Origin of the sequence: Gordonia neofelifaecis NRRL B-59395, from assembly GCF_000192435.1 — a bacterium.
Lineage (GTDB): Bacteria > Actinomycetota > Actinomycetes > Mycobacteriales > Mycobacteriaceae > Gordonia > Gordonia neofelifaecis.
The window spans coordinates 254952-280239 of the sequence record NZ_AEUD01000003.1; the positions used below are offsets into that span (position 1 = coordinate 254952).

At 68.7% G+C, this 25288-nt stretch carries 22 protein-coding genes and 2 pseudogenes; 14 read left to right on the forward strand and 10 right to left on the reverse strand.

What is annotated here, in order from left to right:
- Positions 1–3 precede the first annotated feature (3 nt).
- Genes SCNU_RS05280 through SCNU_RS05290 form a run of 3 tightly spaced genes read right to left on the reverse strand, consistent with a single transcriptional unit; the run spans position 4 to position 6025 of the window.
- Positions 4–4296, reverse strand: coding sequence for a non-ribosomal peptide synthetase (locus tag SCNU_RS05280; RefSeq protein WP_009678326.1), 4293 nt, complete (start codon positions 4294–4296; stop codon positions 4–6).
- On the reverse strand, positions 4293–5036 hold the full coding sequence (locus SCNU_RS05285) for a methyltransferase (protein ID WP_009678327.1): 744 nt from the start codon (positions 5034–5036) through the stop codon (positions 4293–4295). Before SCNU_RS05285 ends, SCNU_RS05280 begins: the two co-directional genes overlap by 4 nt.
- Positions 5033–6025, reverse strand: a complete 993-nt coding sequence (locus SCNU_RS05290; protein WP_009678328.1) for an iron-containing redox enzyme family protein — start codon at positions 6023–6025, stop codon at positions 5033–5035. The genes SCNU_RS05285 and SCNU_RS05290 overlap by 4 nt, the downstream gene beginning before the upstream one ends.
- A 90-nt stretch (positions 6026–6115) precedes the next feature.
- On the opposite strand from SCNU_RS05290, the gene SCNU_RS20120 reads away from it, so the two are divergent.
- Together SCNU_RS20120 and SCNU_RS05295 are read left to right on the forward strand one after the other, a co-directional pair.
- The gene (locus SCNU_RS20120) at positions 6116–6343 is read left to right on the forward strand and encodes a CDGSH iron-sulfur domain-containing protein (protein WP_009678329.1); all 228 of its coding nucleotides are present in this window, start codon (positions 6116–6118) and stop codon (positions 6341–6343) included.
- Positions 6340–7515 carry an MFS transporter gene (locus SCNU_RS05295; RefSeq protein WP_009678330.1) on the forward strand — a complete coding sequence of 392 codons (1176 nt, stop codon included), beginning with the start codon at positions 6340–6342 and terminating at the stop codon, positions 7513–7515. Before SCNU_RS20120 ends, SCNU_RS05295 begins: the two co-directional genes overlap by 4 nt.
- Before the next feature lie 12 nt (positions 7516–7527).
- On the opposite strand, the gene SCNU_RS05300 is transcribed toward SCNU_RS05295, so the two are convergent.
- The 4 genes from SCNU_RS05300 to SCNU_RS05315 all read right to left on the reverse strand — a co-directional run bounded on the left by SCNU_RS05300 (position 7528) and on the right by SCNU_RS05315 (position 10509).
- A complete protein-coding gene (locus tag SCNU_RS05300) occupies positions 7528–8211 on the reverse strand; it encodes a type 1 glutamine amidotransferase domain-containing protein (RefSeq protein ID WP_009678331.1) in 684 nt (227 codons plus the stop codon).
- Between the two features lie 40 nt (positions 8212–8251).
- On the reverse strand, positions 8252–8839 hold the full coding sequence (locus tag SCNU_RS05305; protein ID WP_009678332.1) for a TetR/AcrR family transcriptional regulator: 588 nt from the start codon (positions 8837–8839) through the stop codon (positions 8252–8254).
- Position 8840: 1 nt separating this feature from the next.
- Complete coding sequence (locus SCNU_RS05310) at positions 8841–9812, reverse strand: NAD(P)H-quinone oxidoreductase (protein ID WP_040517676.1); 972 nt, start codon at positions 9810–9812, stop codon at positions 8841–8843.
- Between the two features lie 244 nt (positions 9813–10056).
- Complete coding sequence (locus SCNU_RS05315; protein ID WP_009678334.1) at positions 10057–10509, reverse strand: MarR family winged helix-turn-helix transcriptional regulator; 453 nt, start codon at positions 10507–10509, stop codon at positions 10057–10059.
- Positions 10510–10622: 113 nt separating this feature from the next.
- Between SCNU_RS05315 and SCNU_RS05320 the strand changes: the two genes are divergently transcribed.
- The 5 genes and pseudogenes from SCNU_RS05320 (at position 10623) to SCNU_RS05340 (ending at position 14425) form a co-directional block, all read left to right on the forward strand.
- A complete protein-coding gene (locus SCNU_RS05320) occupies positions 10623–11132 on the forward strand; it encodes a VOC family protein (protein WP_009678335.1) in 510 nt (169 codons plus the stop codon).
- Positions 11129–11761: an alpha/beta hydrolase gene (locus SCNU_RS05325; RefSeq protein ID WP_009678336.1), complete on the forward strand. Its 633-nt coding sequence runs from the start codon at positions 11129–11131 to the stop codon at positions 11759–11761. Before SCNU_RS05320 ends, SCNU_RS05325 begins: the two co-directional genes overlap by 4 nt.
- Positions 11751–12523: pseudogene (locus tag SCNU_RS05330) on the forward strand (pirin family protein). The gene SCNU_RS05325 and the pseudogene SCNU_RS05330 overlap by 11 nt, the downstream one beginning before the upstream one ends.
- Before the next feature lies 1 nt (position 12524).
- Positions 12525–13583 (forward strand): maleylacetate reductase, encoded by a 1059-nt coding sequence (locus SCNU_RS05335; RefSeq protein WP_009678337.1) that lies wholly within the window; start codon positions 12525–12527, stop codon positions 13581–13583.
- 77 nt (positions 13584–13660) lie between these two features.
- Positions 13661–14425: an SDR family NAD(P)-dependent oxidoreductase gene (locus tag SCNU_RS05340; RefSeq protein WP_009678338.1), complete on the forward strand. Its 765-nt coding sequence runs from the start codon at positions 13661–13663 to the stop codon at positions 14423–14425.
- A 35-nt stretch (positions 14426–14460) separates the two neighbouring features.
- Here SCNU_RS05340 and speB read toward each other — a convergent pair whose 3' ends face one another.
- Positions 14461–15420, reverse strand: a complete 960-nt coding sequence (speB, locus tag SCNU_RS05345; RefSeq protein WP_009678339.1) for an agmatinase — start codon at positions 15418–15420, stop codon at positions 14461–14463.
- 196 nt (positions 15421–15616) lie between these two features.
- On the opposite strand from speB, the gene SCNU_RS05350 reads away from it, so the two are divergent.
- The 3 genes and pseudogenes from SCNU_RS05350 (at position 15617) to SCNU_RS20780 (ending at position 18722) form a co-directional block, all read left to right on the forward strand.
- Positions 15617–16096 (forward strand): hypothetical protein, encoded by a 480-nt coding sequence (locus tag SCNU_RS05350; protein ID WP_139025816.1) that lies wholly within the window; start codon positions 15617–15619, stop codon positions 16094–16096.
- A gap of 30 nt (positions 16097–16126) precedes the next feature.
- Positions 16127–17002, forward strand: a complete 876-nt coding sequence (locus SCNU_RS05355) for a nitrilase-related carbon-nitrogen hydrolase (RefSeq protein WP_009678341.1) — start codon at positions 16127–16129, stop codon at positions 17000–17002.
- Positions 17003–17040: 38 nt separating this feature from the next.
- Positions 17041–18722: pseudogene (locus SCNU_RS20780) on the forward strand (flavin monoamine oxidase family protein).
- A 26-nt stretch (positions 18723–18748) separates the two neighbouring features.
- On the opposite strand, the gene SCNU_RS05370 reads toward SCNU_RS20780, so the two are convergent.
- Positions 18749–19732, reverse strand: coding sequence for a hypothetical protein (locus tag SCNU_RS05370; protein ID WP_009678342.1), 984 nt, complete (start codon positions 19730–19732; stop codon positions 18749–18751).
- Positions 19733–20083: 351 nt separating this feature from the next.
- Between SCNU_RS05370 and SCNU_RS05375 the strand changes: the two genes are divergently transcribed.
- The 4 genes from SCNU_RS05375 to SCNU_RS05390 all read left to right on the forward strand — a co-directional run bounded on the left by SCNU_RS05375 (position 20084) and on the right by SCNU_RS05390 (position 23848).
- Positions 20084–21613, forward strand: a complete 1530-nt coding sequence (locus SCNU_RS05375; protein WP_175284073.1) for an MFS transporter — start codon at positions 20084–20086, stop codon at positions 21611–21613.
- 68 nt (positions 21614–21681) lie between these two features.
- Positions 21682–22104 (forward strand): nuclear transport factor 2 family protein, encoded by a 423-nt coding sequence (locus SCNU_RS05380; RefSeq protein WP_009678344.1) that lies wholly within the window; start codon positions 21682–21684, stop codon positions 22102–22104.
- Positions 22105–22202: 98 nt separating this feature from the next.
- On the forward strand, positions 22203–23012 hold the full coding sequence (locus tag SCNU_RS05385) for a mycofactocin-coupled SDR family oxidoreductase (protein WP_009678345.1): 810 nt from the start codon (positions 22203–22205) through the stop codon (positions 23010–23012).
- A complete protein-coding gene (locus SCNU_RS05390; protein WP_009678346.1) occupies positions 23012–23848 on the forward strand; it encodes a mycofactocin-coupled SDR family oxidoreductase in 837 nt (278 codons plus the stop codon). The genes SCNU_RS05385 and SCNU_RS05390 overlap by 1 nt, the downstream gene beginning before the upstream one ends.
- Before the next feature lie 165 nt (positions 23849–24013).
- Here the strand turns inward: SCNU_RS05390 and SCNU_RS05395 are convergent, their stop codons facing one another.
- Positions 24014–25159 (reverse strand): alpha-hydroxy acid oxidase, encoded by a 1146-nt coding sequence (locus tag SCNU_RS05395; protein WP_009678347.1) that lies wholly within the window; start codon positions 25157–25159, stop codon positions 24014–24016.
- Between the last annotated feature and the right edge of the window lie 129 nt (positions 25160–25288).

Genomic DNA, 25288 nt, shown 5'->3' on the forward strand with positions numbered 1-25288 from the left:
CCTTCACCTCGCTTCGACTGTGGCACAGGCAGAGCCGAGTACGTCCAACAGGCCGGCGACGACCTCGTCAACGGTCTCCGGTGTCAGCATCGCGACCGGATACAGCACCTCGAGACAGCCTGCCGCACCGGGCGAAGGCGGCACCACAGACATGTGCAGATCGCAGTGCGCGAGGTCCACCGGCAGCGGATTCACGCCCGACGCGGTGGGCCGGTCGACGGTCAGCATCACCTGGAACAGCGGATGACGATCCGGCCTTGCGGCGCCCAGGGCTTCGACCACCTCGGCGAAGGCCGTCGTCGCGTGGCCGAACGCCCCGGCCTCCGCAGCGGCGACCGCTCTGATCGTCTCGTCGTGGTCGTCGGCGACACGGCATACCACGCATACGGTGTTGACGAACATGCCCACGACATCGGTCGACGCCGAGTCGGTGCGCCCCGAGCAGAGTGCGCCGATGTGAACTACGCGGTTCCCGGATCGGCGCGCGAGCGTCGACGCCAGCCCCGCTCGGACGATCGTCAGCTCGGTCACGCGGTGCTCCGCCGCGGCTCGAATCACTCCGCTCCACACGGCGTCATCGAGTGGATATCGCACTCGGGTCCCCGCCGGATCCCAACGGGACGGGCGCACATCGACCCGGTCGAGCGGTGAGGGCAGCGCGGTATCGATCTCCCGTGCGAAGAAGGAGATCTCCTCGTCCCGCCGCTCCGTCGCTCGTCGCACGGCGCGAACCGCGTACCCCCGGTAGCCGCGAGTGACCGCGGTGCCCGCGCCGCCGAGGAGATCCCGGATGAGCACCTGCAGCGACTCCCCGTCGACCGCGAGGTGATGGAAGGCGACCGCGACCTCGGACCGGTCGTCTGCGCACGCCAGACCGACACGCAGCGGATACCGGTCCGCGACATCCATCGGTCGATGCAGGTACTCGCGGCGCCAGTCGGGTGACGACGTGTCGACGTGATCGACGCTCCAGCGCTCGGGATCGGGGACCGGGTCGACGTCGAACAGTCCGTCGTCGAAGGTGCGGCTGCGGAGCATCTCGTGGCGCCGGAGAAGTCCGGCGACGATGTCCCGGAGCGCGGCACGGTCGAGTCCGTCCGGAACCCGCATCGTGAAGGCGACGAGGTGGTCGATCCCGTGCCGGCGGACGAACACATTGCGCTGGGCGGGAGCGAGTGGAAGCGGCCCGTCGGGTACTTCGTCGTCGGATTCGACGACGTCCGACGTCCCGGACGGCCGGACCGAGTCCGTGCGTCCCCGGACCAGCGCCGCGAGTCTGCGCGGCGTGCCGTCGGTCAGAACGTCCCGTACTCCGACGACCGACCCCAGCCCGGCCGACAGGGCCGCTGCGACCGTGGTCGCGGTCAGGGAATCGCCTCCGAGATCGACGAAGTCGTCGTCGATGCCGACGCGGTCGATGCCGAGCGCCGCCGCGAACGCCTCGACGACCGTCGCCTGAACCTCGTCCGAGGGCGGCAGATAGGCGGCCGATGACGACGCCACGGGTTCGGGCAGGCGGACACGGTCGAGCTTCTTGTTCACCGTCAGCGGCAGTTCGTCGACCACCGTCACCCCCGCCGGGACGCATGCCGCAGGCAGCGTCGCGCTCAGCGTTCCGCGCAGCCGCCCCGGCAGGGTGGAGGTCTCGACGCCGTCCATCGCCACCACGTAGGTGTGCAGCCGGCGACCGGCCGCGCTGGAATGGGCGATCGTGGCACTGGCACGGACCAGTCCGCTGTCCAGGACCGCTCGATCGGTCTCGGCGGGCTCCACCCGGACACCGCGGATCTTCACCTGAGCGTCGGCGCGACCGAGGAACCACAGCTCGTCGTCGAATCCTCGACGGACTCGATCGCCGGTGCGGTACATCCGGCCACCGGCGACGTCCGGATCTGCGACGAACCGGCCGGCTGTCGCTCCTGGCCTCCCGAGAACGCCGAGGGCCAGGCTCGGTCCCGAGACATACAACTCGCCGTCGCCGCCCGGTGGCACCCGACGCAGTCGGCGGTCGAGCAATTGCAGTCGTACGCCGCGCATCGGGCGACCCAATGGAACCGCTCGACGGACACGGGCCGCGTCGATCGGCGCGGTCATGGTGACGCTGCAGGTGGTCTCGCTCGGTCCGTACGCACACCGCACGGTCGACCGCTCGGCCCACCGTCTGATCAGCGGCGCGGGACAGACGTCCCCGCCGACGATCAGGTGTGTCACCGACCGCGCGTCGTCGACCGGCACCGTCGCCAGCGCCGCGGGCGTGATGAACAGGTGCGTCACCTCGTGCGCGGTGAGCAGTGCTGCCAGTTCACCGCCGCCGCGGATCTCGGGCGGTACGACGACCAGCGCTGCGCCCGACAGCGCCGCGGCGAGCGTCTCGACGATCGCGGTGTCGAATCCAGGGGAGGCGAAATGTGCCACACGGCACTGTGATTCAAGTCGGTAGCTGTCGTCGATCTCAGCCGTCAGCTCCGCGATACCGCGATGCGGGACCACCACGCCCTTGGGCGTTCCCGACGTTCCGGACGTGTAGATCAGGTAGGCGGGCGAGTCCGGCGGAACCGACGACGCACGCACCGACCGCTCGTCGGCTCGCGGAACCGCCGCCAGGTCGACGTCGGCGAGCCCGTCGTCGCACCGTCCGAGTACGAGCGCGGGCCTGGCATCGTCGAGAATCGCTTGCCGACGGGGTAGCGGCAGGGCCGGATCGAGCGGCAGCACGCACATTCCGGCCGCCGCTATCGCCCAGGCGGCCGCGACGGCATCCGCGGATCGGGGACTGTGCACCGCGATCACGTCGCCCGGTCGGCATCGGCGCGTCAGGAGGTCGACCACGCCGGCTGCGCGGCTCGCCAGGTCCCGGTAGGCGACGACTCGGGACCCCTCGATGACCGCCGGACGACTGCTGTGCCGGTGCCGCCAGTAACCGTCGGCGAGCGAGCTCCCGTCGGAGACGGGGCTGGCTCCGGAGGGGATCGCCCCACCCGCCGCCGGCAGGCCGCCGACCAGCGAGTCCGGCGACGCCGCGCACAACGCGGCGAGGTGTGTCGTGACTCCCGTCAGCAATACATCGGCCGCGCGTTCGGTGTGGGCCCTCGCGTTGGCCTCGATCTCCACGCGGAGTCCGTCGGTCCGGTCCGGGTAGACGTTGATGTTCACGTCTGCGACGGGGCCGGTCGACAACAGGCGGAATCGCGTGCGAAGCGAGTCGCCCAGCGTGATCCGCGGTGGTGACGGGACGATGTTCAGCACCGGACCGAGACGGGCGGCCAAGCCCGAACGGGTCCGGTCACCGAGCCCGGGTTCGTCACCGGCACTCATGCGCTCATACCGGAACTCAAGGTGACGCAAGGCTTCCGACAGAGTTCCCGAGACGTACCGGAGATGTCGATCGACGGTGTCGTCCGCGCGATGTCGAAGCCAGATCGGCAGCAGATTCGACATCGTCCCCGCCGCGGACCGCAGTCGGGCGGTCGTGCGCGCCGACGTGACGAGTGTCAACGGAACCGTGTCGTGCTCGCGCAGCCCCGACAGGGACAGTGCCGCGGCGGCCACGATGACGGCGACTGCGGGCACTCCGGAACGATCCGCGGTGCGGCGCAGCAGGTTCAGCTGCGGAGCGGTCAGGTCCACCCCGGCTCGATGACGCTCGACCGCGGGCGCAGCGGCGGGATCCCCGAGGACGAGCGGCTCGGGGGCCTCCGCCAGCACTTCCGACCAATAGGATCGATCCCGAGCCTCGCGCGCCGAGCCCGCGTAGCGGCGCTCCCGATCGAGAATGGTCTCGGGGCCGGCCGGGGCGGGTGGTGCGACGTCGTCGCCCGCGTCCCCGACGGCGCGCCGATACCGATACGCCACATGACGCATGAAGAGGCCCGCGGCATAGCCGTCCAGCAGTACGTGGTGTGCTCGTGCGTACAGCACCCGGCGTCCCGGGCCGACGTCCAGCAGGGCACAGCGAAGCAGCGGACCGTCGAGGGGGAAGGGCGCCGTGGTCGCCCTCGTCATCCACCGCTCCGCAGCGGCCCGCCGATCCGGCAGATCCTCGAGGACGACCGCGTCGGTGAAGACCGACACCGGCCGCCCGCCGACTTCCAGGTCCGGCTGCTCGGTGCCGACCAGTCTGGTCGTGGAGATCTCGAGATCGACGGCGACCTCATCGACGATCCGCATCAGCGTCTGGACATCCAGGGGGCCGTCGATCTCCAGACACTGCGCGATCGACATCGGCACATCGGGGCCGAGCATCTCCTGCGCGTACCAGAGGGCGCGTTGCGCCCGGTTCAGCGGCAGACGGGTCACCGCCCGGCCTCGCTCGGATTCCGCCTGGTCCGGTTCGCGCGAACCACGACGAGTCGTTCCGTGCGCCGGCCCGGCTCGATCAGACCGCGCCGCTCCAGCCAGTCGGCCCGCTCCGTCATCACCGGCCCGAAGTCGACCGGGACGTCGTCGGTGACCGACGCGGCGAAACCGTGCGCGGCGAACGCCGCGAGGGTCGGCTCGACTCCGCACACGTCGGACTGCACGATGATCGCTCGGCCACCGGGCCGGACCAGCCGCGGCAGCACCGCGATCATGGCATCGAGCACGTCGCGCCCGTCCGGTCCGGCGTTCCATGCGTGTCCAGGCGGTGCGGTCGGCGGCGCGGGCACATACGGCGGGTTGGCGACGACCAAGTCCGCGGCGGGCAGCGGCGGAAGGTTCCGCACATCGGCCCGGACCACGTCGACCATCACGCCGTTCGCCGAGGCGTTCGCGCGCACCGCGCGCTCGGCCGCGGCGGTGTCGTCGATCGCGGTGACCCGCGCGCCGGCTGAGGCCGCGTACACCGATGCGATTCCGCTGCCGGCACACAGTTCGATCACCGTGCCGATCGGCGACGACACATCCAGCAGCTCGGCCACCATCCGGCTGCACAGCAGCGCGGAGTCGGTCGACGGTCGATAGACGCCCGCTGCCGTCGTGATCCGCGGCATCGGCAGGGGAATGTCCGCGAAGATCCGCTCCGCGGTCCGTGCGTCCGGCACCCGGTGCCCGATCATCGAACTCCTGCCGGACGCAACGAGGACCGGCCGGCCTCCCAGGACTCCCAGACGTGCTCGGCCGCGGCCTTCTCGACAGCGAGACAGATCATCGCACCGCGGATCAGCGCGATCCGATCGTTCGGCGACTCGGCGAGCGCGCCTGCGACGGATCTGACGACGAGTTGCTCGTGCACGGAATCGGCTTCCACGTGCTCGTCGAAGAAGAGCCCCACGGCCGGTTCGAAACCGAGTCGTCTCAGGGCCCTGCTGTAGTCGCGGCAGGGCAGTGCGGAGGTCGTCTCGATCATGCACAGATGGCCGATCAACTCGAGGACGGTCGATCGGTGCAGACCGAGATACGACAGGGTGTTGACCGCTGCGAGAGTCGTTGCCGGAATTCGGTCGATATACGAGGCATACGTGGAATCGAGCCCGAGTCCGTCCATCAGATCCGCCCACAGTGTCGCGTGCATGAAATCCACTCGGCCACCGCCGTATTCGTCCGATTGCACTTCGACGAGAGCTGCTTTGGCCGATCCCGCCAAACGGGGTATCGCCAAGGTGTGGACATCTGCTTCGCGCAGCTGATTCAGTGATCGATGGACCACCAGTTCTCGGAACTGATCGATTGATCCCGAAGTGGCGAGATAACGCGCGAGGGGTGGGCCGTCGTCGGCGGCGGCGATCCGGAACATCTCATCGGCCACTTCACCGGGATCGGCGATCGGCCCGACCAGCGCGTCGAGTTCATCCACCATCCGACGTTCGATCATCGCCCGCACCTCGAGCAGACGGACGTCCCATTCGGCTCGATCGTCGACGCCGGCGATTCCCCGGAGATGGAGCTCGTACAGCATGGTCAGCGAGATCTGGATGTCCTCATCTGCCAGGACCGGCCCCGCATGTGAGTCCATCAGGACCACCAGCCGGCCGGCCGGCCGGTCCAGATCGACGAGCAGGTCGGCCAGCTCGCCGCTGACCACACCGCGCGGAGCGGGCAGCGGCATCCGCCCGCGCGAGGCTTTCGCCGGCTGCTCTTCGGTGAGTAGGCTCGCGCTGACCGACGAATTCTGCAGATTCCCAGGAAACGAGGACACATGGCCTCCAACAATCAGGGCGGCAGACCTCGGGACACTGACGTGACCGTCATTCCGTGTCCTTCAGGGCCGCTTTTGGTACGCGGTCCGATCTCAGTGCTCGATGTCGATGGTACGTCGTATTCGCCGCGTCGACAGACGGTCGCTTTCTGCCGCTGCGGCCATTCGACGATCGCGCCGATGTGCGACGGTTCGCATAAACTACGAACCGGTCACCGGAATTCTTGAGGCGAATCCGCGGTGTCTGCGCACCGTCCGTCGTTCTGATTCTCGCGTGCGTTCAGTTCGTGGTCGTACTCGACGAGACCGCCATCGCGCTGTTGGCTCCGCTGGTGGCTCGGGACTTCCAGCTCGGCAGCGAAGTCAGACACCTGATGGTGACGCCGTTCGCCGCCGCGTTCATCGTGGCGCTGCCCGCGACTGCCGTCGCCTTGCGCAGCGTCGATGCCCGACGGTTCGTCGCCCCGGCGGCCGCGACGTTCGCGTTCACGGCCCTGGCGGGTGCGCTCGCAGTCTCTCCGCAGTGGCTCGTGCTCGCACGAGCCGCACAGGGCGCCACCGCGGCCGTCACCGCGACGTGCGTGCTGGCGTCGTTGCACGCGATCGCCGGTTCGGGCAGAGCGCGTATCCGCGATTTCGCGGTGTTCACGGTCATCTCGGGATCCGGTGCGGTGGCATCGCTGATCATCGCCGCGCCGCTCGCGGCGGTCTCGTGGCGGTGGAGCTTCGTCGCGGTGAGCGTCGGAGCAGCGGCGTGCGCCGCGATCTGGCCGGCCGCGCTCAGATCGTCTCCGGCGCCGCGCGTCGCGACGTCCGGACCGCCGGACCCGTTCCGGTCCACGATGCCACCGTGGACCGCGCTGGCGGCGGTCGCGGCGGCGAACGCGCTCCTCGCCGCTTCGGTCATCACGACGAGCTTCGTCCTGCAGGACGATCACGGCTGGTCGGTGACCGAGACGGGAGCGGGGTTCTTGCCGTTGAACGCTGCGGCGGCGGTCGGCGCCGCCCTCGCGTCGCGGGTGGTGCCGCGTCTGGGCCCCGGCCGGGCGCTGCTCATGGGTCTCGCGGTCCTCGCCGTCGGGTGCGTCGCGGTGTCCGCGGCTCCCGGCGTCTCGGGTGCCCTGATCGCGGCAACCGTTCCGGTCGGCATGGGCGTCGGCCTGACGTTCCCCCTCGTCAACGACCGGACGCTCGCGACGGCAGGGGAGTTCCCGGTCCGGCGCGCGGCCGAACTCGGCGCGGCGCAGCAGACCGGGCTCGCGACCGGCGCCCTGGTGGCGGCCATGGACTCCGATGGCGCGTCGTATCTGCTGAGTGGCTGCGTGATCGGGATCGCTTGCCTGGCCGCGACCCTCGGTCCGGGGTCCCGGGATCGTTCGCGCGGAAGGCAGCGGTCGTGACCCGGCGCTCCGTCACAGCAGTTCCGCGACCTTCTTCGCCGTCGCCTTCGCCGATCCAGGGTTCTGTCCGGTCACCAGATTGCCGTCGACCACGGTGTACGAGACGAACGGAAGCCGCGACTTCCGATAGTCGGCACTGCGGTCGCGCATCGCTCGTTCGGCGTTGTAAGGCAGCACGTTGTCCACTCCGGCGAGCACTTCTTCACGCCACGAGAATCCGGTCAGCCGGCGACCGGCGACCAGATACGAGCCGTCGGACAGCCGAGTGTTCAGCAGACCGCAGTACCCGTGACACACCGAGGAGACGATGCCGCCGCGCTCGAAGATCTCCCGGGTGATCTGCTGGAGGCCGACGCTGTCGGGAAAGTCGTACATCACGGCGTGGCCGCCGGTGAAGAGGATCGCGTCGTACTCGGACGAATCCACTTGCGCGGGACGGGCGGTCCGCTCCAGCAGCGCCATCCGCGCCGGGTCCGCTCGCCACGCCTTCGCGGTCCGATCGTAGTTCGGAAACTTCAGCGACCGCGGTTCGAGCGGCGACCGGCCTCCGGCGGGGCTGACGACGTCCTGCGCGAAGCCGTGTTCGGCGAACACCTGCCATGCGTGTGTCAGCTCGGAGAGCCACAGTCCGGTTCGATGTGATGGATCGTCATAGCTGCCGACATTGGTGACGATATGCAGGATGCGCTTAGTCATGGCGGGTCCTTCCGGTGAAGTCGATCGACGGAGAACAGGTTCAGGAGCCTCGGTGGTCGAGTGCTGCAAGCACGGCCGAGGTAACGGTGCGCGCCACGTCGTCATCCGGCGACGTGCCCAGCTTTCCGTCCAGGTGGAGGAAGGCCAGCCCGTGCACGAGCGCCCACACGGACGTCGCCATGGCCTCTTGCTCGGCCTCCGGCATCGTGTTCGCGACGATCGCGGCAAGGTACGCCCGGATCGTCTCGACCGCGGCGACGCGATCGGGACTCGTCCGATCGCAGCCCTCGGCGAACATCACCCGGAAGAGCCCCGGTCGGTCGAGCGCGAACCGCACGTAGGCGACCGCGACCTCCGCCAGATCGTCGGCGTCCGCCGGGTCGGGACTGGCCTCGACCAGCGCCGCACCGAGCTCGGTGTACCCGACGGCGGCGACCGCGGACAGGAGCGCGGTCCGGTCGGGGAAATGCCGGTACGGCGCGGCGGTCGAGACACCGGCCCGTCGCGCGACGGCGCGCAACGACAGATCTCCGGCGCCGTCCTCCTCCAGCAATTCGATCGCGGCAACGACCAGCGCGGTGGGCAGGTCGCCGTGGTGATATGTCGCGACGGGCGCGGCGCCGTCCATCTCAGCGCGCCCCGGGAACCAACAGCACCTTGCCCACCGAATCCGCAGAGTCGAGCAACGCCTGTCCACGCTCCGCCTCGGCGAGGGGGAGGACCGTCGAGACGACTGGCCGGATGAGCCCGCGTTCCACCAGCGGCCACTCGTCCGCGGCTACCGCGGCAACGATCTCCGCCTTCGATCCGGGACCGTCGAGCGGCCTGTTCCGGACGTTGAGGCCGATCACCCGTGCCCGTTTGCCGATCAGTGCTCCGACGTTCACCTCTCCGGTGAGACCGCCCTGCATGCCGATGATCACCAGACGCCCGCCGACGGCGAGGGCGTCCACGTTGCGCGACAGATAGCTGCCTCCCATATTGTCGAGAATCACGTCGACTCGACCGGCGAGCTCGGCCGCGAAGTCCTGCTCGCGGTAGTTGATCACCACATCGGCGCCGAGCTCGCGGCACCGCTTCGCCTTGCCTTCGGAGCCGACGGTGACGACGACGGTCGCACCGAGCGCTTTGCCGACCTGAATCGCGTGCGTGCCGATACCGCCACCGCCGCCATGCACGAGCAGTGTCTCGCCCGCCTCCAGTCCGGCGTCCATGACGATCGTCGACCACACCGTGCTCGCGACCTCCGGCAGCGCGGCGGCCTCGACGAGGGACACGCCCTCGGGAACAGGCAGGAGCTGAGCCGCCGGGACGACGACGTACTCGGCATAACCGCCGCCGGCGATCAACGCGCACACCGCTCGCCCGAGGAGCGCCTCGTCGGCACCGTCCCCGAGAGCGGCGACGGTGCCCGAGACCTCGAGCCCCATCACGTCGCTGATGCCGGGCGGCGGCGGGTACAGGCCCCGGCGCTGGAGTAGATCGGCTCGGTTGACTCCGGCGGCCGCCACGTGGACCAGGACCTCACCGGAGCCGGGGGCCGGCGTCGGCACCCGGGCCATCGAGAGTGACTGATCGTCGCCGACGGCCACGGCCTCCATCGAATCGGGAACCGCGGATCCGGCTGCGGGCGCGCTCATCGGACGGTCCCCTCTGGCGACAGGACTCGAATCTCATGTATGCACTGCATACATGGCAGCATACGAACTGCATGTAAGCACTGTCAACACTCTTCAGGTGCTCATCCGACGGTGAAGGCCTCGGCAACGTCTACGCCGACTATCGACTGTGGCTCGCCGAGATGCGTCAGCAGGTCGACGGCCCGTCGCGGGGTGACTGACGCCGTCAGACCAGCCGTTCCCGGACCTTCTTGAAGGCGGACTCGATGGCGGCCAGCTCTGCAGGATCGAGCAGATCGATCAGATCGTTGCGCACCTCGTCGACGTGAGCGGGTGCCGTCTGCTCAAGTTTGACGACGCCGGCCGGGGTCAGGTGCGCCCACGCGCCACGACGGTCGTCCATGCACGGAATCCGCTCCACCCAGCCCGCCTCGACGAGTCGAGTGGTCGCTCGCGTGACACTGCTTCGAGTGGTCGTCACCGCATCCGCGAGGCTGCTCATCCGCAGTCGCAGGCCCGGCGCCTCCGACAAAGCCACCAGGAGTTCGAAGTCCGTGAACGACAGCCCGGCGTCCCGCACCAGCTGCTGGTCGAGCGCCGTCAGCAGCAAGCGGGTGCCGTCCAGATAGGCACGCCAGGCCTTCTGCTCGTCACTCGAGAGCCACCGCGGAGATCCCATGGCCCGCATTATACCGAAATGATTGACAACGAAATCAGTTGGTCGTACGGTGAATACTAGTTTCGATCGAAACTACATCCGGATGCGGGTGTCCCACCGATGGAGGAGTCGACGTGGCAACCACTGACGAGCAGCAGCGGTCCGCGCAGTTCGCGGATGCGCGAGACAAGCTCCGGGCCGAGTACCTCGTACCTGCGCAGTCGCGGCCGGCCTCATCGGCGCGCGGTCTGCACCACACCGCGCTGGTGAGCAGTGACGTCGAGGCCACCATCCGCTTCTACCAGGGACTGCTGGAGTTCCCGCTCACGGAATTGATCGAGAATCGCGACTACGCGGGCTCGTCGCACTTCTTCTTCGACATCGGCAACGGCAACCTGCTCGCCTTCTTCGACTTCCCGGGACTCGACGTCGGCCCGTACCAGGAAGTGCTCGGGGGACTGCATCATGTCGCGATCAGCGTCGAGCTGTCGCGATGGGAGAAGCTGCGCGACAAGCTGATCGCGGCCGGCGTGGAACTCGTCGAGCACAGCGACGTCTCGCTGTACTTCCGCGATCCCGACGGCGCGCGCATCGAGCTGATCGCCGACCCGCTCGGCGAGATGTACGGATCGAAGGTCCTGTGACCGTCGAGCGCGCCCACCACTGGCGGGCCGGGCACGGACCGACCCTCCTGCTCCTCCACGGAACCGGGGGCGACGAACGCAGCCTGCTGCCGCTGGCCGACCAGATCGCCCCGGGCGCCACTGTTCTCGCGCCTCGCGGCACCGTTCGAGAGGGCGATCTCAACCGGCACTTCCGGCGACACGAAGAGGGCGTGCTGGACGCCGCCGACCTGTTCGCACGGACCGACGAACTCGCCGCGTTCGTCCGGGCCACTGCCGCCGAGAAGTCCTTCGCAGTCGGTGGGCTCGTGGTCGTCGGCTTCTCCAACGGCGCCAACATCGCGACCTCACTGCTGGTCCGGCACCCCGACCTCGTCGCGGCGGCCGTCCTGATCGCGGCGATGGACGTCCCCGTCGAGCACCCCCCGGCGCCCGATGCGCTCAGCGGGGTGCCCGTCGCGATCGTCAACGGCGCGCGCGACGACCTCGTCCCGGCCGCCCAGACCGCGGCCCTCACGACCCTGCTGGCCGACGCCGGCGCCGCGGTCACCGACCTCAGTCATACCGGCGGTCACGAGATCCCGGCGGCGCGCATCGCCGACCTCACCGCCTTCATCACCGACTCGGAGGAACAGACCGATGACCACTGAGACCGCGGATCCGACCGTCGACGTCCGGCGCGCCGAGGACCGCTACAAGACCAAGATCGGCTGGCTCGATTCGAAGCACTCCTTCTCGTTCGGGCATCACTACGACCGCGGCAACACGCATCACGGGCTGCTGCTGGTGAACAACGACGACATCGTCGTACCCGGCATGGGCTTCGACACCCACCCGCATCAGGACATGGAGATCGTCACCTGGGTGCTGCAGGGCTCACTGGTCCATCAGGACTCGATGGGCAACTCCGGCGTGATCTACCCGGGACTCGCGCAGCGGATGAGCGCGGGAACGGGGATCCTCCACTCCGAGAAGAACGACTCATGGCGGCTCGAGTCCGCACCGTCGCAGCACGCCGACGAGCACGACGATCCGGTTTGTGGGTGCTGCCGGACGAGGCCGGCATCACCCCGAGCTACGAGCAGTTGGAGATCGACCACGAGCTCCTCAGCGGCGGTCTGGTCCCCGTGGCCTCCGGAATGCCGCAGCACGCCGATCACGCAGCGATCCGGATCAAGAACCAGTACGCGACGATGCACGTCGCGCGGATGGCCGCCGGACAACCGCCGGTGGTCGTGCCCGACGCCCCGTTCGTCCACGTCTACGTGGCTCGGGGAGAGGTGGACCTGGAGGGCACCGGGCGCCTCCGCGAAGGCGACGCCGTGCGGCTGAGGGGCGGTGGCCGTCGATTGACCACCGACTCCGCGGCCGAGGTGATCGTCTGGGAGATGCACGCGACGATCGCCCAGTGACATGGAGACGTTCACCTACTCCGCGCATCCGTCCCGAGTCGTCTTCGGCAGCGGAACCGTGTCCGTCCTGGCAGACGAGGTCCGCCGGCTCGGCGGCCGACGAGTGCTGCTGATAGCGGGACCGCGGCATCGCGCGCTCGCCGAGACCGCTCTCGGCGACACGTCGGTGGCGCATTTCGGCGGCGCCGCGATGCACACACCCGTCGAGGTGACCGAGCAGGCCCTGTCAGCCGCTCGCGACGACGACGTCGACACGATCGTCGCCGTCGGCGGAGGCAGTGCCGTCGGGCTGTCGAAGGCCCTGGCCGCCCGCGACGGTTACGACCAGATCGTGGTTCCGACCACCTACGCCGGATCCGAGGTGACACCGGTGCTGGGGGAGACCCGCGAGGGCGTGAAGACCACCCGATCCGGACCGGAGATCCTGCCCGAGACGGTGGTCTACGACGTCGATCTCACCCTCGGCCTGCCCGCCGAACTGACGCTGGTGAGCGCCGTGAACGCACTGGCGCACGCGGTCGAGGCGCTGTACGCGGCGGATGCGAATCCCGCCACGAGCGCCGTGGCGGTGGAGGCCGTGACGCGTATCGGCGCCGGGCTCCCGGCCGTTCGCGCACGGCCGGCCGACCCCGACGGCCGGTCCGATCTACTGGTCGGCGCCTGGCTCGCGGGCACCTGTCTGGCGAGTGCCGGAATGGGACTGCACCACAAGCTGTGCCACGTGCTCGGCGGCAGCTTCGGCCTCCCGCACGCGCACACCCACACCGTCGTGCTACCGCAGGTGATGCGGTACAACGCGGCCGCGGCCCCGTCGGCGATGGACCGGGTCGCCGCGGCGCTCGGCGTCGACGACGCGCCCTCAGGCGTGTTCGATCTGGTCGCCGCCGCAGACGGACCGACCGATCTGGCCGACCTCGGGTTCACCGAGGACGACGTGCCACGCGCCGTCGACCTCGCGCTGCGTCAGGAGTATCCGAATCCCGCAACGGTGACGCGGGAAGGGCTGACCGCTCTGCTGGCGGATGCGATAGTCGGACGGAGACCTTCGGCGTCCCACTGAGCGGGATGTCTCGAGTGTCACGCGGTGAAGGTGAATTAGCTTCGCGCACAACGTCATCACAATCGAACGGAGAGTCGATGAGCGGACCACTCGAGGGCCGGGTCGCACTGGTCACCGGCGGCGGGCAGGGAGTCGGCCAGGGCATCGCGCTGGCACTCGCGGAGGCGGGCGCCGCGGTCGCGGTCGTCGGGCGCACGGCGAGCAAACTCGATGCGACCGTCGCCGAGATCACCGACGCCGGCGGGATGGCGGCACCGTTCGTCTGCGACGTGAAGGACGCCGACGGGATCACCGGCACGGTCGAGGCCGTCGCCGATCGGTTCGGTCGTCTCGACATCCTCGTCAACAACGCGCAGGAGGTCCCGCTCGGCCCGCTCCTCGACGTCAAGGACGAGAGGTTCGCGGCCGGCTTCGATTCGGGACCGCTCGCGACGTTCCGCTTCATGAAGGCCTGCCACCCGCATCTCAAGGACAGCGGCGACGCCGTCATCTTCAACCTGACCAGCTCCTCGGCACGGCGGTGGGACATGTCCGGCTACGGCGCCTATGCGGCCGTGAAGACCGCCATCGTGTCGTTGACCCGCGCCGCCGCGGCCGAATGGGGAGTGGACGGGATTCGCGCGCTGACCATCGCACCGCATGCGGACTCACCCGGCCTCAAATGGTGGATCGGCGCGAATCCCGAAGAGGCGGAGGAGTTCTTCCAGACCATCCCACTGCGTCGGATCGGCAGCTGCCGCGACGACATCGGCGTTGCGATCGCGGCCCTCTGCGGTCCGGCCTTCGGATACCTCACCGGCGCCACGATTCCGCTCGACGGCGGTCAGGCCAACTTCAGCTGAGGGCTCCGGCCACAGGCATCGGGCGACGGCACTGATCACGCAGCCGACATCACCGCAAGCAGTTCGTACACGATGTGCGCCGCGGCGATGCCGGTGATCTCGGCGTGGTCGTAGGCGGGCGCCACCTCCACGACGTCGGCGCCGAGCAGCCGCCGGCCGGCGAGAGCACGCACCGTCCCGAGCAGTTCGCGGGACGTCAGCCCGCCGGCCTCCGGGGTGCCGGTCCCGGGCGCGTGCGCGGGGTCGAGCACGTCGACGTCCACCGAGACGTACACCGGCCGGTCGCCCAGACGACGCGAGATCGCGGAGGCGACCTCGGCGACCCCGCCGGTCTCGTACCGGTCCGCGGGAATCACCTGGAATCCGAGCGTCTCGTCGTCGCTCAGGTCGTGATCGGAGTACAGCGGCCCCCGAGTGCCCACATGGACGCACCGATTCAGGTCGAGCAGACCCTCCTCGGCCGCCCGCCGGAACGGCGTGCCGTGGGTGAACGGCGCGCCGAAGTACGTGTCCCAGGTGTCCAGATGCGCATCGAAGTGGACGACGGCGACAGGGCCGCCATCGGTGGCGAGCGACCGGAGGATCGGCAGCGCGATCGTGTGGTCGCCGCCCAGCGTGACCACCCGCAGGCCCATTCGACGCAGTGCGCTCACCCCGGTCTGAACCGCGGTGAGCGCAGCCGGGATGTCGAACGGATTCAGGGCGAGGTCGCCGGCGTCGACTACCTGCTGCGCCGCGAACGGTTCGACGCCCAGCGCCGGGTGAAACGGCCTCAGCAGCTTGGACGCACCACGGATGTGACCGGGACCGAATCGGGCGCCCGGACGATACGAGGTACCGGCGTCGAACGGCGCACCGAGGATCGCGATGCCGTCGCGGAGCGCCGCCGGATCCGCTTCATCGAGTCGCGGGAGCCGCGCGAACGTCGCCGGACCGGCGAATCGCGGCACGCTCGTCGCGTCGACCGGACCGAGCGGCGCATCGGAATCGGGCATCGTCAGGCCTCCTCACGACGATTGTGCTCCGGACTGCCGACATGGATCGGCGAAATGTCTGAGCCGGCGAGCCGAGATGATTGGTTTCGATCCCTCGACGACCTTCAAACTCCAGCCGCAGGAGTGGGCGGTCTGCTGTGATGGAGATGGCCTCGACTTCAAGAGACCTCCGTCGATCAGTACCGAGGAGTGACCAATGAATTCACCGCCCATGACCGCTCGTCTGCGCCGCCTGCCCCTGCGTCTGGCGACGGGCGCCTTCATCGTGAACTCGGGTGTCGGCAAGCTGGGATTGGACGAGCAGAGCGCCGCAGGCGTGCAGGCCATGGCGGCCAACGCGTTCCCACCGTTGAAGAGCATCCCACCGGGTGTCTTCGGCAAGCTGCTGGCCGGCGCCGAGATCAGCATCGGCGCCGCACTGCTCGCGCCGGTGGTTCCGGCCGCTGTCGCGGGCGCCGCGCTGACGGCGTTCAGTGCGGGCCTGCTCACGATGTATGTGCGCACCCCGGAAATGCACGAGGACGGCTCGCTCCGGCCGACCCAGCAGGGCACCGCCGTCGCAAAGGACTCCTGGCTGCTCGGCATCGGCGCCAGTCTGCTCGTGGACGCGATCGTGTCCGGCGAGTGCCGGGCCGACTGCGGCCGAGCCGATTCGGAGCCGGCGGCCGACGAGTAGTCGTCGTCCGGCACCACTCGTGAGCCGACCATGCGCATCGCGATGCTGCAGGGCCCCGCGGCCACCGACCTCGACGGTTCCCTGGCGGAGGTGGGCGAGGCCGCACGCTCGGCGTCGCTCGCCGACGCGGCCATGCTGGTCTGCGCTGAACTCACGTGCACCGGCTATCGCCTTCCGCTGGTCGCCGAGCCCATGCCCGACGACGGTCATCGCGGCCGGATCGGCGCCACGATGCGGAATCATGCACGGGAGTTCGGGATCGCGATCGCCTACGGGTACGCGGAGGCGCGCGAACCGCTGCCCGGAGGCGGTTCCGCGGTGCACAACTCGGTGGCCGTCGTCGACCCCGACGGCCGGATCCTCGCCCATTACCGCAAGACCCACCTGTACCGTCCGCCCGCGTCGCGACGCCGTTCGGGCGTACCCGACGACTCGCCCTTCACTCCCGGCGACGTCCTGGTCGAGCAGTTCGTCTTCGACGGACTCACGATCGGTGTCCTCATCTGCTACGACGTCGAGTTCCCCGAGGCGGTCCGCGCGCACGCGATCGCCGGAGCCGACTGTCTTCTGGTGCCGACCGCGCTCGCGGAATCCGACAGCCTCGTCGCGACGTCGCTGGTCCCGGCTCGGGCGGTCGAGAGTCAACTCTTCATCGCATACGTCAACCGCGCCGGCTGCGACGATCGGGCATCGGGTGGACCCGATGCCCGATACTGCGGCCTGACCTGTGCGATCGCCCCGGACGGCACCGAACTCAGTCGCGCGGGGTCGAAGCCGGAACTGCTGTTCGCCGATGTCGACCCGGGGGTCCTCGCCGCGTCACGACGACGGAACACCTACCTCCGGGACTTGCGGCCGGACCTGTACGCACAGTCGCCGATGCATCGTCGGACGGAGACGTCGTGACCACGCCGACAGCGCCCGCCCCCGGCCCGCCGCTGTCGATGATCGGGCCCGACTTCCCGTTTCCCTATGACGTCTTCCGGCACCACCCGGCAGGCATCGGCGCCGTCCCACGGGACGTACAGGGCACCCGCGTCGCGGTGATCGGGGCGGGACTGTCCGGCACGATCGTCGCCTACGAACTGGCGCGGATGGGATTGCGGCCCGTCGTCTACGAGGCCGAGAGAATCGGTGGACGCATACGGTCCGAGGCCTTCGAAGGTCACCCCGGAACCGTCGCCGAGATGGGCGCGATGCGGTTCCCGCCGTCGTCGACCACGCTGTTCGGGTACCTCGACGAGGTGGGCCTGCGAACGGTGCCGTTTCCCAATCCGCTCGCGCCCGCGACTCCGGACACCGTGATCGACCTCAAGGGCGTCACCGTCCACGGCCGCGCCCTCGACGATCTTCCTGAGCAGTTCCGTCGGGTCGCACGCGGCTGGGAGTCCGCGCTCCAGGACGGTGCGCACATCGATGCGCTGCGGTCGGCCATCGCGGCGCGCGATCCCGCGGCGATCGCGGCGCTGTGGCGCCCGCTGATCGAGCGGTACGACGACACCACCTTCTATCGGTTCCTCGTGGATTCGCCGCATCTGCGCTCCTTCGCGGATCGGGAGCTGTTCGGGCAGGTCGGATTCGGCACCGGCGGCTGGGACACCGACTTCTCCAACTCGGTGCTCGAGGTCCTCCGCGTGGTCGCGACCGGTGCCGACGAGGACCACCGGGCGATCGTCGGCGGCTCACAGCAGTTGCCCGCGCGCCTGTGGTCACAGCCTGTTCCCGGCGTGCGGCACTGGGCGGCGGGCACATCGGTCGCGGATCTGCACCCCGGTGGCGTGCCGCGGACCGCCGCCATCGCACTGCGGCGCACGCGGCCGGGGGAGATCGTCGTGCACGACGCCGACGGTGGGCGCGAAGCCTTCGCCGCCGTTGTGCACACCGCGCCCGTCTGGTTGCTGCTCAGTACCATCCGCTGCGACGAGACGCTCTCACCACGCCGCGCGGCTGTGCGGGCTCACGACCGCGCACGACCGCTCGCGCCGACCTGGACGCTGACGGATGCGCGCCGCGACTGAGGGCTGCACGACACGAGGAGCGTCAGCAGGTGGACCCGTCGACCGGCCGGCAGGCCATGAGTATGACGCTGACCGATCGGATGCCGCGCGGGGTCTACCTGTTCGACGGCGAGCTGGCCGGGCGGTCGGCGGGGGACGACGGGCCGGCCGTGATGTGCCTGTCGTACACGTGGGCCGACGACTCGCTCAAACTCGTTCCGCTCCGAGCGACCGAGCGCATGGATCTGATGCTGGAGTCGTTGGCCGCGATCTATCCGGCGGTCGACGTCCGCAGTCACATCATTGCGCCGCCACTGACCGTGTCATGGGAGATGGAACGCAATTTCGTGGGGGCTTTCCGTGCGAATCTGCCCGGCCAGTACCGCTATCAAGAGCGATTGTTCACCCACTTCATGCAAGCGGATCTCCCGGAACGGCATCGTGGCATCTTTCTCGCCGGCGACGACATCTCCTGGACCGCGGGCTGGGCGGAAGGCGCCGTCCAGACCGCACTCAACGCGGTGTGGGGCGTGATGAACCAGCTCGGCGGTGCCTGCGACCCTGCGAACCCCGGCCCCGGAGACGTATTCGCCCAGTACGCACCGCTGCGGCTACCCGATGTCCGATGACCCGACCTCCGAGACCTCGCCCGGATTCAGCTGCCCGAGGAGCCCGGCAGCAGATCGATCAGCGAACCGTCCGACGACCCCGAGGATCCCGATGACCCTGATGATCCGTCGGACGAACCCGACGAGCCGTCTGACGATCCGCCGCCCGGGAACCGGGGCGACGTGACCTTCTCCAAGAACTCGACGGCGATCTTGTACTCCGGATCGCCGCAACCCGGGCAGGCGTCGCCGTTGCCCGGCACGTTCAGCCAGAAGCCGGTCGCGCCTGCTCGCTTGGCCGCGTTGTAGACCTCGACCATGTCGTTCGCCGTCACCACGCGGCCGTTCGGGCCCGTGCTCACACCGGCCAGCACCGGCGCGCCCGCTGGATGGACGGCATAGGCCGCCCGGACGGCTTGGGACACGAAGGAGCGCGCGAACTCGGTTGCCTCCGTCCGCTGCGCTTGGACCTCGAACGCGTCGGCGATCGCCGCGCCCGGCCGCACCACTTGGTCGATGAATGCGTCGTACATCGCCTGACCCGAGGTGCCCGGCGCCAGCACCTTCATCAGGTCGACAGCGGGGGTGAAGATGACGCGTTTGCCGTAACGGTGCGCGGCGTCGATTGCTCGACGCAGCGCACCGATCGGATCGCGCTGCTCGTTCTCCGGGGTCAATGACGAGGCTTCGAGATCCAGAAGAATCCACGGCATCGAATCGGGGACCTCACCGGTGTTCAGCGCATGCTTCAAGTCCCTGGTGTTCTTGAAGTTGAACGTATTAGTACCGTTCGGCAGATAGCTGTTCGTATAGATGTGCTGAACCAGCAATAGCGTCGAGGGATTGTTCGCGTCGTCGAGGATCGACTGCGGCAGACCCGCCTCGACGATTCCCGGCACGGAACCCGATACCACTATCCACCGGGGCATCGGCGCAACGGGCAGGGGCGTGATGGACGATCCGGGGTCGGCACGAGCCGGGGAGCACACCGCGGCCGCCGCGGCGACCAGGATGAGTATCACGACGACCATTCTGTGCATTGACACCACGGCATGCTCCCAACAGTGATCGCAGATTCCTGCGAATTCGGAACGGGAAATGTTCGCAATTCGGCCCTCTATCGAAGGTACCCGCCGATATCTCGATTTGTGGCGTTATTCGTCCCAAGAATATGGCGATCCGGCAGAGTTTTACTCGACGACCGCGATTTCCAGCACTGCCGAAGATTCGCGATACGGCGAAGGATTCGGTTCTTTCATCGGCCGCACGAAGGCCGGGCGAATCCCATACCCTCCAGGGCAGACCCGTCCTCAGCATCGCGGCGGTCCTCAGCGTCGCGGTGCCGGCGGACCCGAGGCGTCCGACAGGAGCTCGATCATACGATGACGAATCAGACTGCGGGGCAATCGAACACCCGGCGGATCATGCTTGTGATCGGACTGTCGGTGCTCGTCACCTCGTCGGCGGCGAGCAGCCTGAATCTCGCGCTGCCGTCGGTCGCGGCGGGGACCGGTGCGACCCAGTCGCAGATGCTCTGGATCGTCGACGCGTACACGGTCCTGATGGCGGGCCTGCTGCTCGCCGCCGGCGCTCTCGGCGACCGATTCGGACGGCGATCCATCTTGTTGCTCGGCCTGTCGATGTTCGGACTGGCCGCCCTCGTCGCGAGTTTCGTCGATTCACCGATCACCCTGATCGTCTGCCGCGCCGTCATGGGATGCGCGGGAGCGCTCGTCCTGCCGACCACGCTGTCGGTCGTCACCACCACGCTGCCGCCGGAGAGGCGCAACACCGCCGTCGGCACCTGGACCGGTCTGGCCGGCGCGGGAGCGGTCCTCGGGATGCTCGCTTCGGCATTGTTGCTGCAGTTCTTCGCGTGGAACTCGATCTTCGTTCTCACCGTCATCCTGGCGGTCATCGCCATCACCGGGGTGACCCTGGTCCTGCCCTCGACCCGCGCCGAGGACCCACCGAAGCTGGATCTGCTCGGCGCCGCACTGTCCCTGATTGCGATCTCGGCGGTCGTCGTCGCGATTCTCGAGGGCCCCGACCGCGGATGGACGGACGGGCTCGTCCTCGTCTTGTTCGCCGTCGGGGTGATCGCGTTCGCATCGTTGATCTGGCACGAACTGCGTTGCGACGAGCCGATGATCGATCCTCGGGTGTTCCGCTTCCGCGGCGTCGAGGTCGGCACCGTATCGAACTTCCTCGTGACGATGGGTTCGCTCGGCTTCATGTTCATGTTCACGCAGTATCTCCAGTTCGTCGGAGGGTTCTCGCCGATCCAGGTGGTGTGTTCGGTCCTGCCGTTCGCGTTGGTGATGATTCCCGCCTCCCGGCTCACGCCGCGTCTCGCCGAGAAGTACGGTGCCCGGACCGTGATGTGCGGCGGCTTCGTGCTCACGGCGGCAGCATTCGTGATCGGGCAGTTTCTCGGCACCGACGTCGATGTTCTGCTCGTCGTGCTCATGATGGTCATCGTCGGCATCGGAATGGCCTGTGTCTCGCCCGTCGCGACCACGGCGATCGTCACGTCGCTGCCCGAGGAGAAGCAGGGCGTCGCCTCCGCTCTGGGTCAGACCGCACGGTCGGTCGCGGGTTCCCTCGGCGTCGCACTCATCGGCGCCCTCTTGAACTCCGGCTACACCTCGTCGCTCAGCGAGGTCATCCCGGCCAATGCTCCTGCCGAGCCGGCGCGGGCCGCCGAGGCGTCGATCGCGGCCGCCGATGCCATCGCCGACCAGATCGGGCCGCAGGGTGAAGCGCTGAGTTCGGCAGCGTCCCAGGCCTTCGTCGACGGTTTGGGGCACGCGTTCTGGGGAGCTGTCGCCATCGCACTCGCCGGTCTCCTGTACGCCGCGGTCCGAGCCCCTCGACGCGGCTCCCGTTCTACGGAATTCCTCGAGCCGTGATCGGCGCCGATCGGGTGAGATGGGCGAAAGGATCGACACCGAGCTCGACGGACCACAGGAGTATGTGAATGCACAACGACCACCCGGAGGAGGCGATCCGGTCGCTGATCGCTCGCATCGCGCACACCGCCGACGACGGGGAGATCGCCGACTACGCCGCCCTGTTCACGACCGACGCGGTCTGGGACATGCCCGCGGACCCACGGACGGGGGTTCCGCGCCAGTTGCGGCGAGGGCACGACGAGATCCTCGGCAGCGCACAGGAACGACGAGACGCAGGAATCACCGGCCCCGGCAGCGCGACTCGACACCTCACCACCTGCTCCGACATCTCGGTCTCGAACGACGGCACGGCGACGGCCGTCACGATCTGGCAGTTCTACGCGGACACCACCACCGTGCCGCGGCTGGTCAGCATCGGCCGTTACGACGATGTGTTCGTCTTCGACGAGAAGTGGCGCCTGGCGAAGCGATCGATCACCCTCGGCTGAGGACTCGCAGGTCGGCAATCGTGTTCCCGGCACGCGGGAAGCGACCTACTCGCAGGCGGTCGTCGTCACTAGCGTCGGCCGCGGCGAAAGGAACTGCGATGACACGGATGTCGGGCAAGACGGTGCTCATAACGGGTGCGGCGAAGGGGATGGGGCGCGCGCACGCGGTGCGCCTGGCAGAGGAGGGCGCAGACGTCCTCCTGATGGACGTGCCGGGCGAGGAGTCCGAGACCGAGCTCGCCGCGACCGCGCGTCTGGTCGAGGGCACCGGACGGCGGGCCGTGGTCGGCGTCGCCGATATCCGCGACTTCGAGGCGGTGGAGTCCGCGGTGAAGGCCGGTGTCAGCGTCCTTGGCCCGCTCGACGTCGTCGTCGCCAACGCCGGAATCTGTGACAACCCGGGCGACTCGTGGACCATCGACGAAGAGATCTGGAACCGGTCGATCGACGTCAACGTCACAGGCACCTGGCACACGGTCAAGGCGGGAGTCGCCGCACTGAACCCCGCCGGCGGCTCGGTGATCATCGTCAGCTCCACGGCGTCCATCAAGGCGGTGCCCGGAGCGTCGCACTACACTGCGGCCAAGCACGCGATCACGGGTCTGTCTAAGACCTTGGCGAACGAACTGGGCGGCCGATCGATCCGCGTGAACACCATTCACCCGGGAGCGGTCGCGACGGCGATGACCATCAACCCGGCGACCTTCGCGCGTCTGCGCCCCGACCTGGAGAGCCCGACCGAGGCGGATGCCGCCGAAGCGCTGTCGCGGCGGATGCTCCTCCCCGTGCCCTGGGTCGAGGCGGTCGACGTCAGCAACGCCGTGCTCTTCCTCGCGTCCGACGAGTCACGGTACGTCACCGGCCTGCAGATGGTCATTGACGCCGGACAGACCCAGAAGGTGGCCTGATGAACAACGAACGTCTGGCGGGCAAGGTCGCTTTGATCACCGGCGCGGCCCGCGGAATGGGACGAGCCCAGGCGGTGCGGTTCGCCGAGGAGGGTGCGGACATCATCGCGGTCGACGTGTGCGCCCCGGTCGACCATGCGACGACGCCCGGTGCGACAGCAGCGGATCTCGTAGAGACCGTCCGACAGGTCGAGGCACTCGGTCGCAGCATCCGTGCGTTCGAGATCGATGTGCGTGATCAGCAGGCGCTCGACGCCGCGGTCGAGAGCGGCGTTCAGACGCTGGGGCGACTCGACATCATCAGCGCCACCGCGGGAATCAGTTCGTCGGGACCGGCGATCGAGATGGACTCCGATCGCTGGCAGACCATGCTGGACGTGAACCTCACCGGGGTGTGGCGCACCTGCAAAGCGGGTATCCCACACATTCTCGACGGGGGTCGCGGCGGCTCCATCGTCTTGATCAGTTCCATCGCCGGCCTCCGCGGGCTGGTCAGCGTCGGCCACTACACCGCGGCCAAGCACGGGGTGGTCGGCCTGATGAAGTCGCTCGCCAACGAACTCGCACCGCATCGAGTTCGGGTCAACACGATCCACCCGGCGAACACGCGCACCCCGATGATCGAGAACCCGGCCACCATGCGGACGTTCTGCCCGGGAGTCGAGAATCCGACGCAGGAGCAGTTCGAGGCTGGGCTGCAATCCATGCACCTGCTGCCGGTGGCGATGATCGAACCCGAGGACATCGCGGCGGCGAGCGCGTTCCTCGCCTCCGACGACTCTCGCTACATCACCGGCGTCACGCTTCCCGTCGACGCGGGTCACTGCGTCAAGTAGGCGGCAGTCGTCGGGTTCCGTGTTCCTCTTAGGGTTTGAGGAACGTGTGCACGACGAACATTGAGCGTTTGTGCCGTTGATCGTGACCACCTAGTGGTCACGATCAACGGCACAAGGACCCGCCGAGCTCGGCAACCTCGCACCACGATGGTCGGCTGTTTCGGGTCAGCGGAGACGAACCCGATCGGGCGTCAGCTCGGCGAGGGAAGTCACGCCCATCAGCTGCATCGTGTTGACCATCTCCGTTCCCAGGATGTCGAGAACGCGGTCCACGCCCGCCCCGCCGCCGGCCATCAGCCCGTAGAGATAGGCCCGTCCGATCAGCACAGCGCGTGCACCGAGTGCCACCGCTGCGATGATGTCCGCCCCGGAGCGCACCGCACCGTCGATGAAGACCTCGGAACGGTCGCCGACCGCGTCGACGATCGCGGGCAGCGTCTCCAGCGGCGTCGGAGCCTTATCGAGCTGCCTGCCGCCATGGTTCGAGATCACGATGCCGTCTGCACCCGCGTCCACCACGAGACGGGCGTCGTCGACGGTCTGAATGCCCTTGACGACGAGGCGTCCCGGCCAGATGCCGCGCACCCACTCGAGATCTGCGATCGTCGCAGTCGGATCCAGATTCGACACCGACGATCCGGTTCCGCCCCACGATCTGAGTGACGCGAACTCCAGAGGCTCCGTGGTGAGGAAGTTGAACCACCAGTGCGGGTGCCGCGCGCCGTCGATGACCGTACGCGCGCGCAGGGTCGGCGGGATCGTCATCCCGTTGCGTAGGTCCCGCAGACGTCTGCCGCTGACAGGAGTGTCCAGTGTCAGAATCAGGGTGTCGTAGCCGTTGGCGTCTGCGCGCTCGGCGAAGTCCCGGCTCGCCTCCCGGTCCCGCCAGAGATACAGCTGGAACCAGCGGCGCGCATCGGGAGCCGCTGCGGCGAGGTCCTCGATGCTCGTCGTTCCCATCGTGGACAGCGCGTACGGCAGCCCCGCCCGGGAGGCGGCGCGAACCACCGCCGATTCACCGGTGTGATGCATCATCCGAGTGAAGCCCGTCGGGGCGAAGATCAGCGGCAGTGACTGCTTGCGCTCGAGGATCGTGGTCGAGACGTCGACGTCCGACACGTCCCGCAGGACTCGCGGTATCAGTTCGACGGAGTCGAACACGGCGCGCGATCGTCGCAGGCTCTCTTCGGCTCCCGCGGCGCCGTCGGTGTAGTCGAACACCGCGCGGGGTGTCCGGCGGCGGGCGATCTCCCTGAGATCGTCGATCGTCTGCGCGCCTTGCAGTCTGCGGGCGACGGGTGATGTCTGCATCGGCGCGAACTGAACGAGCTCGCGCAGCTCAGACCAACGGGGTACACGTCTGACGAGACGGGTCCGCCGACCCGTACCGCGAGCGCGTCTCCACCGCTAGCGACGCGGCTGCACCACCGACGCGAGAGC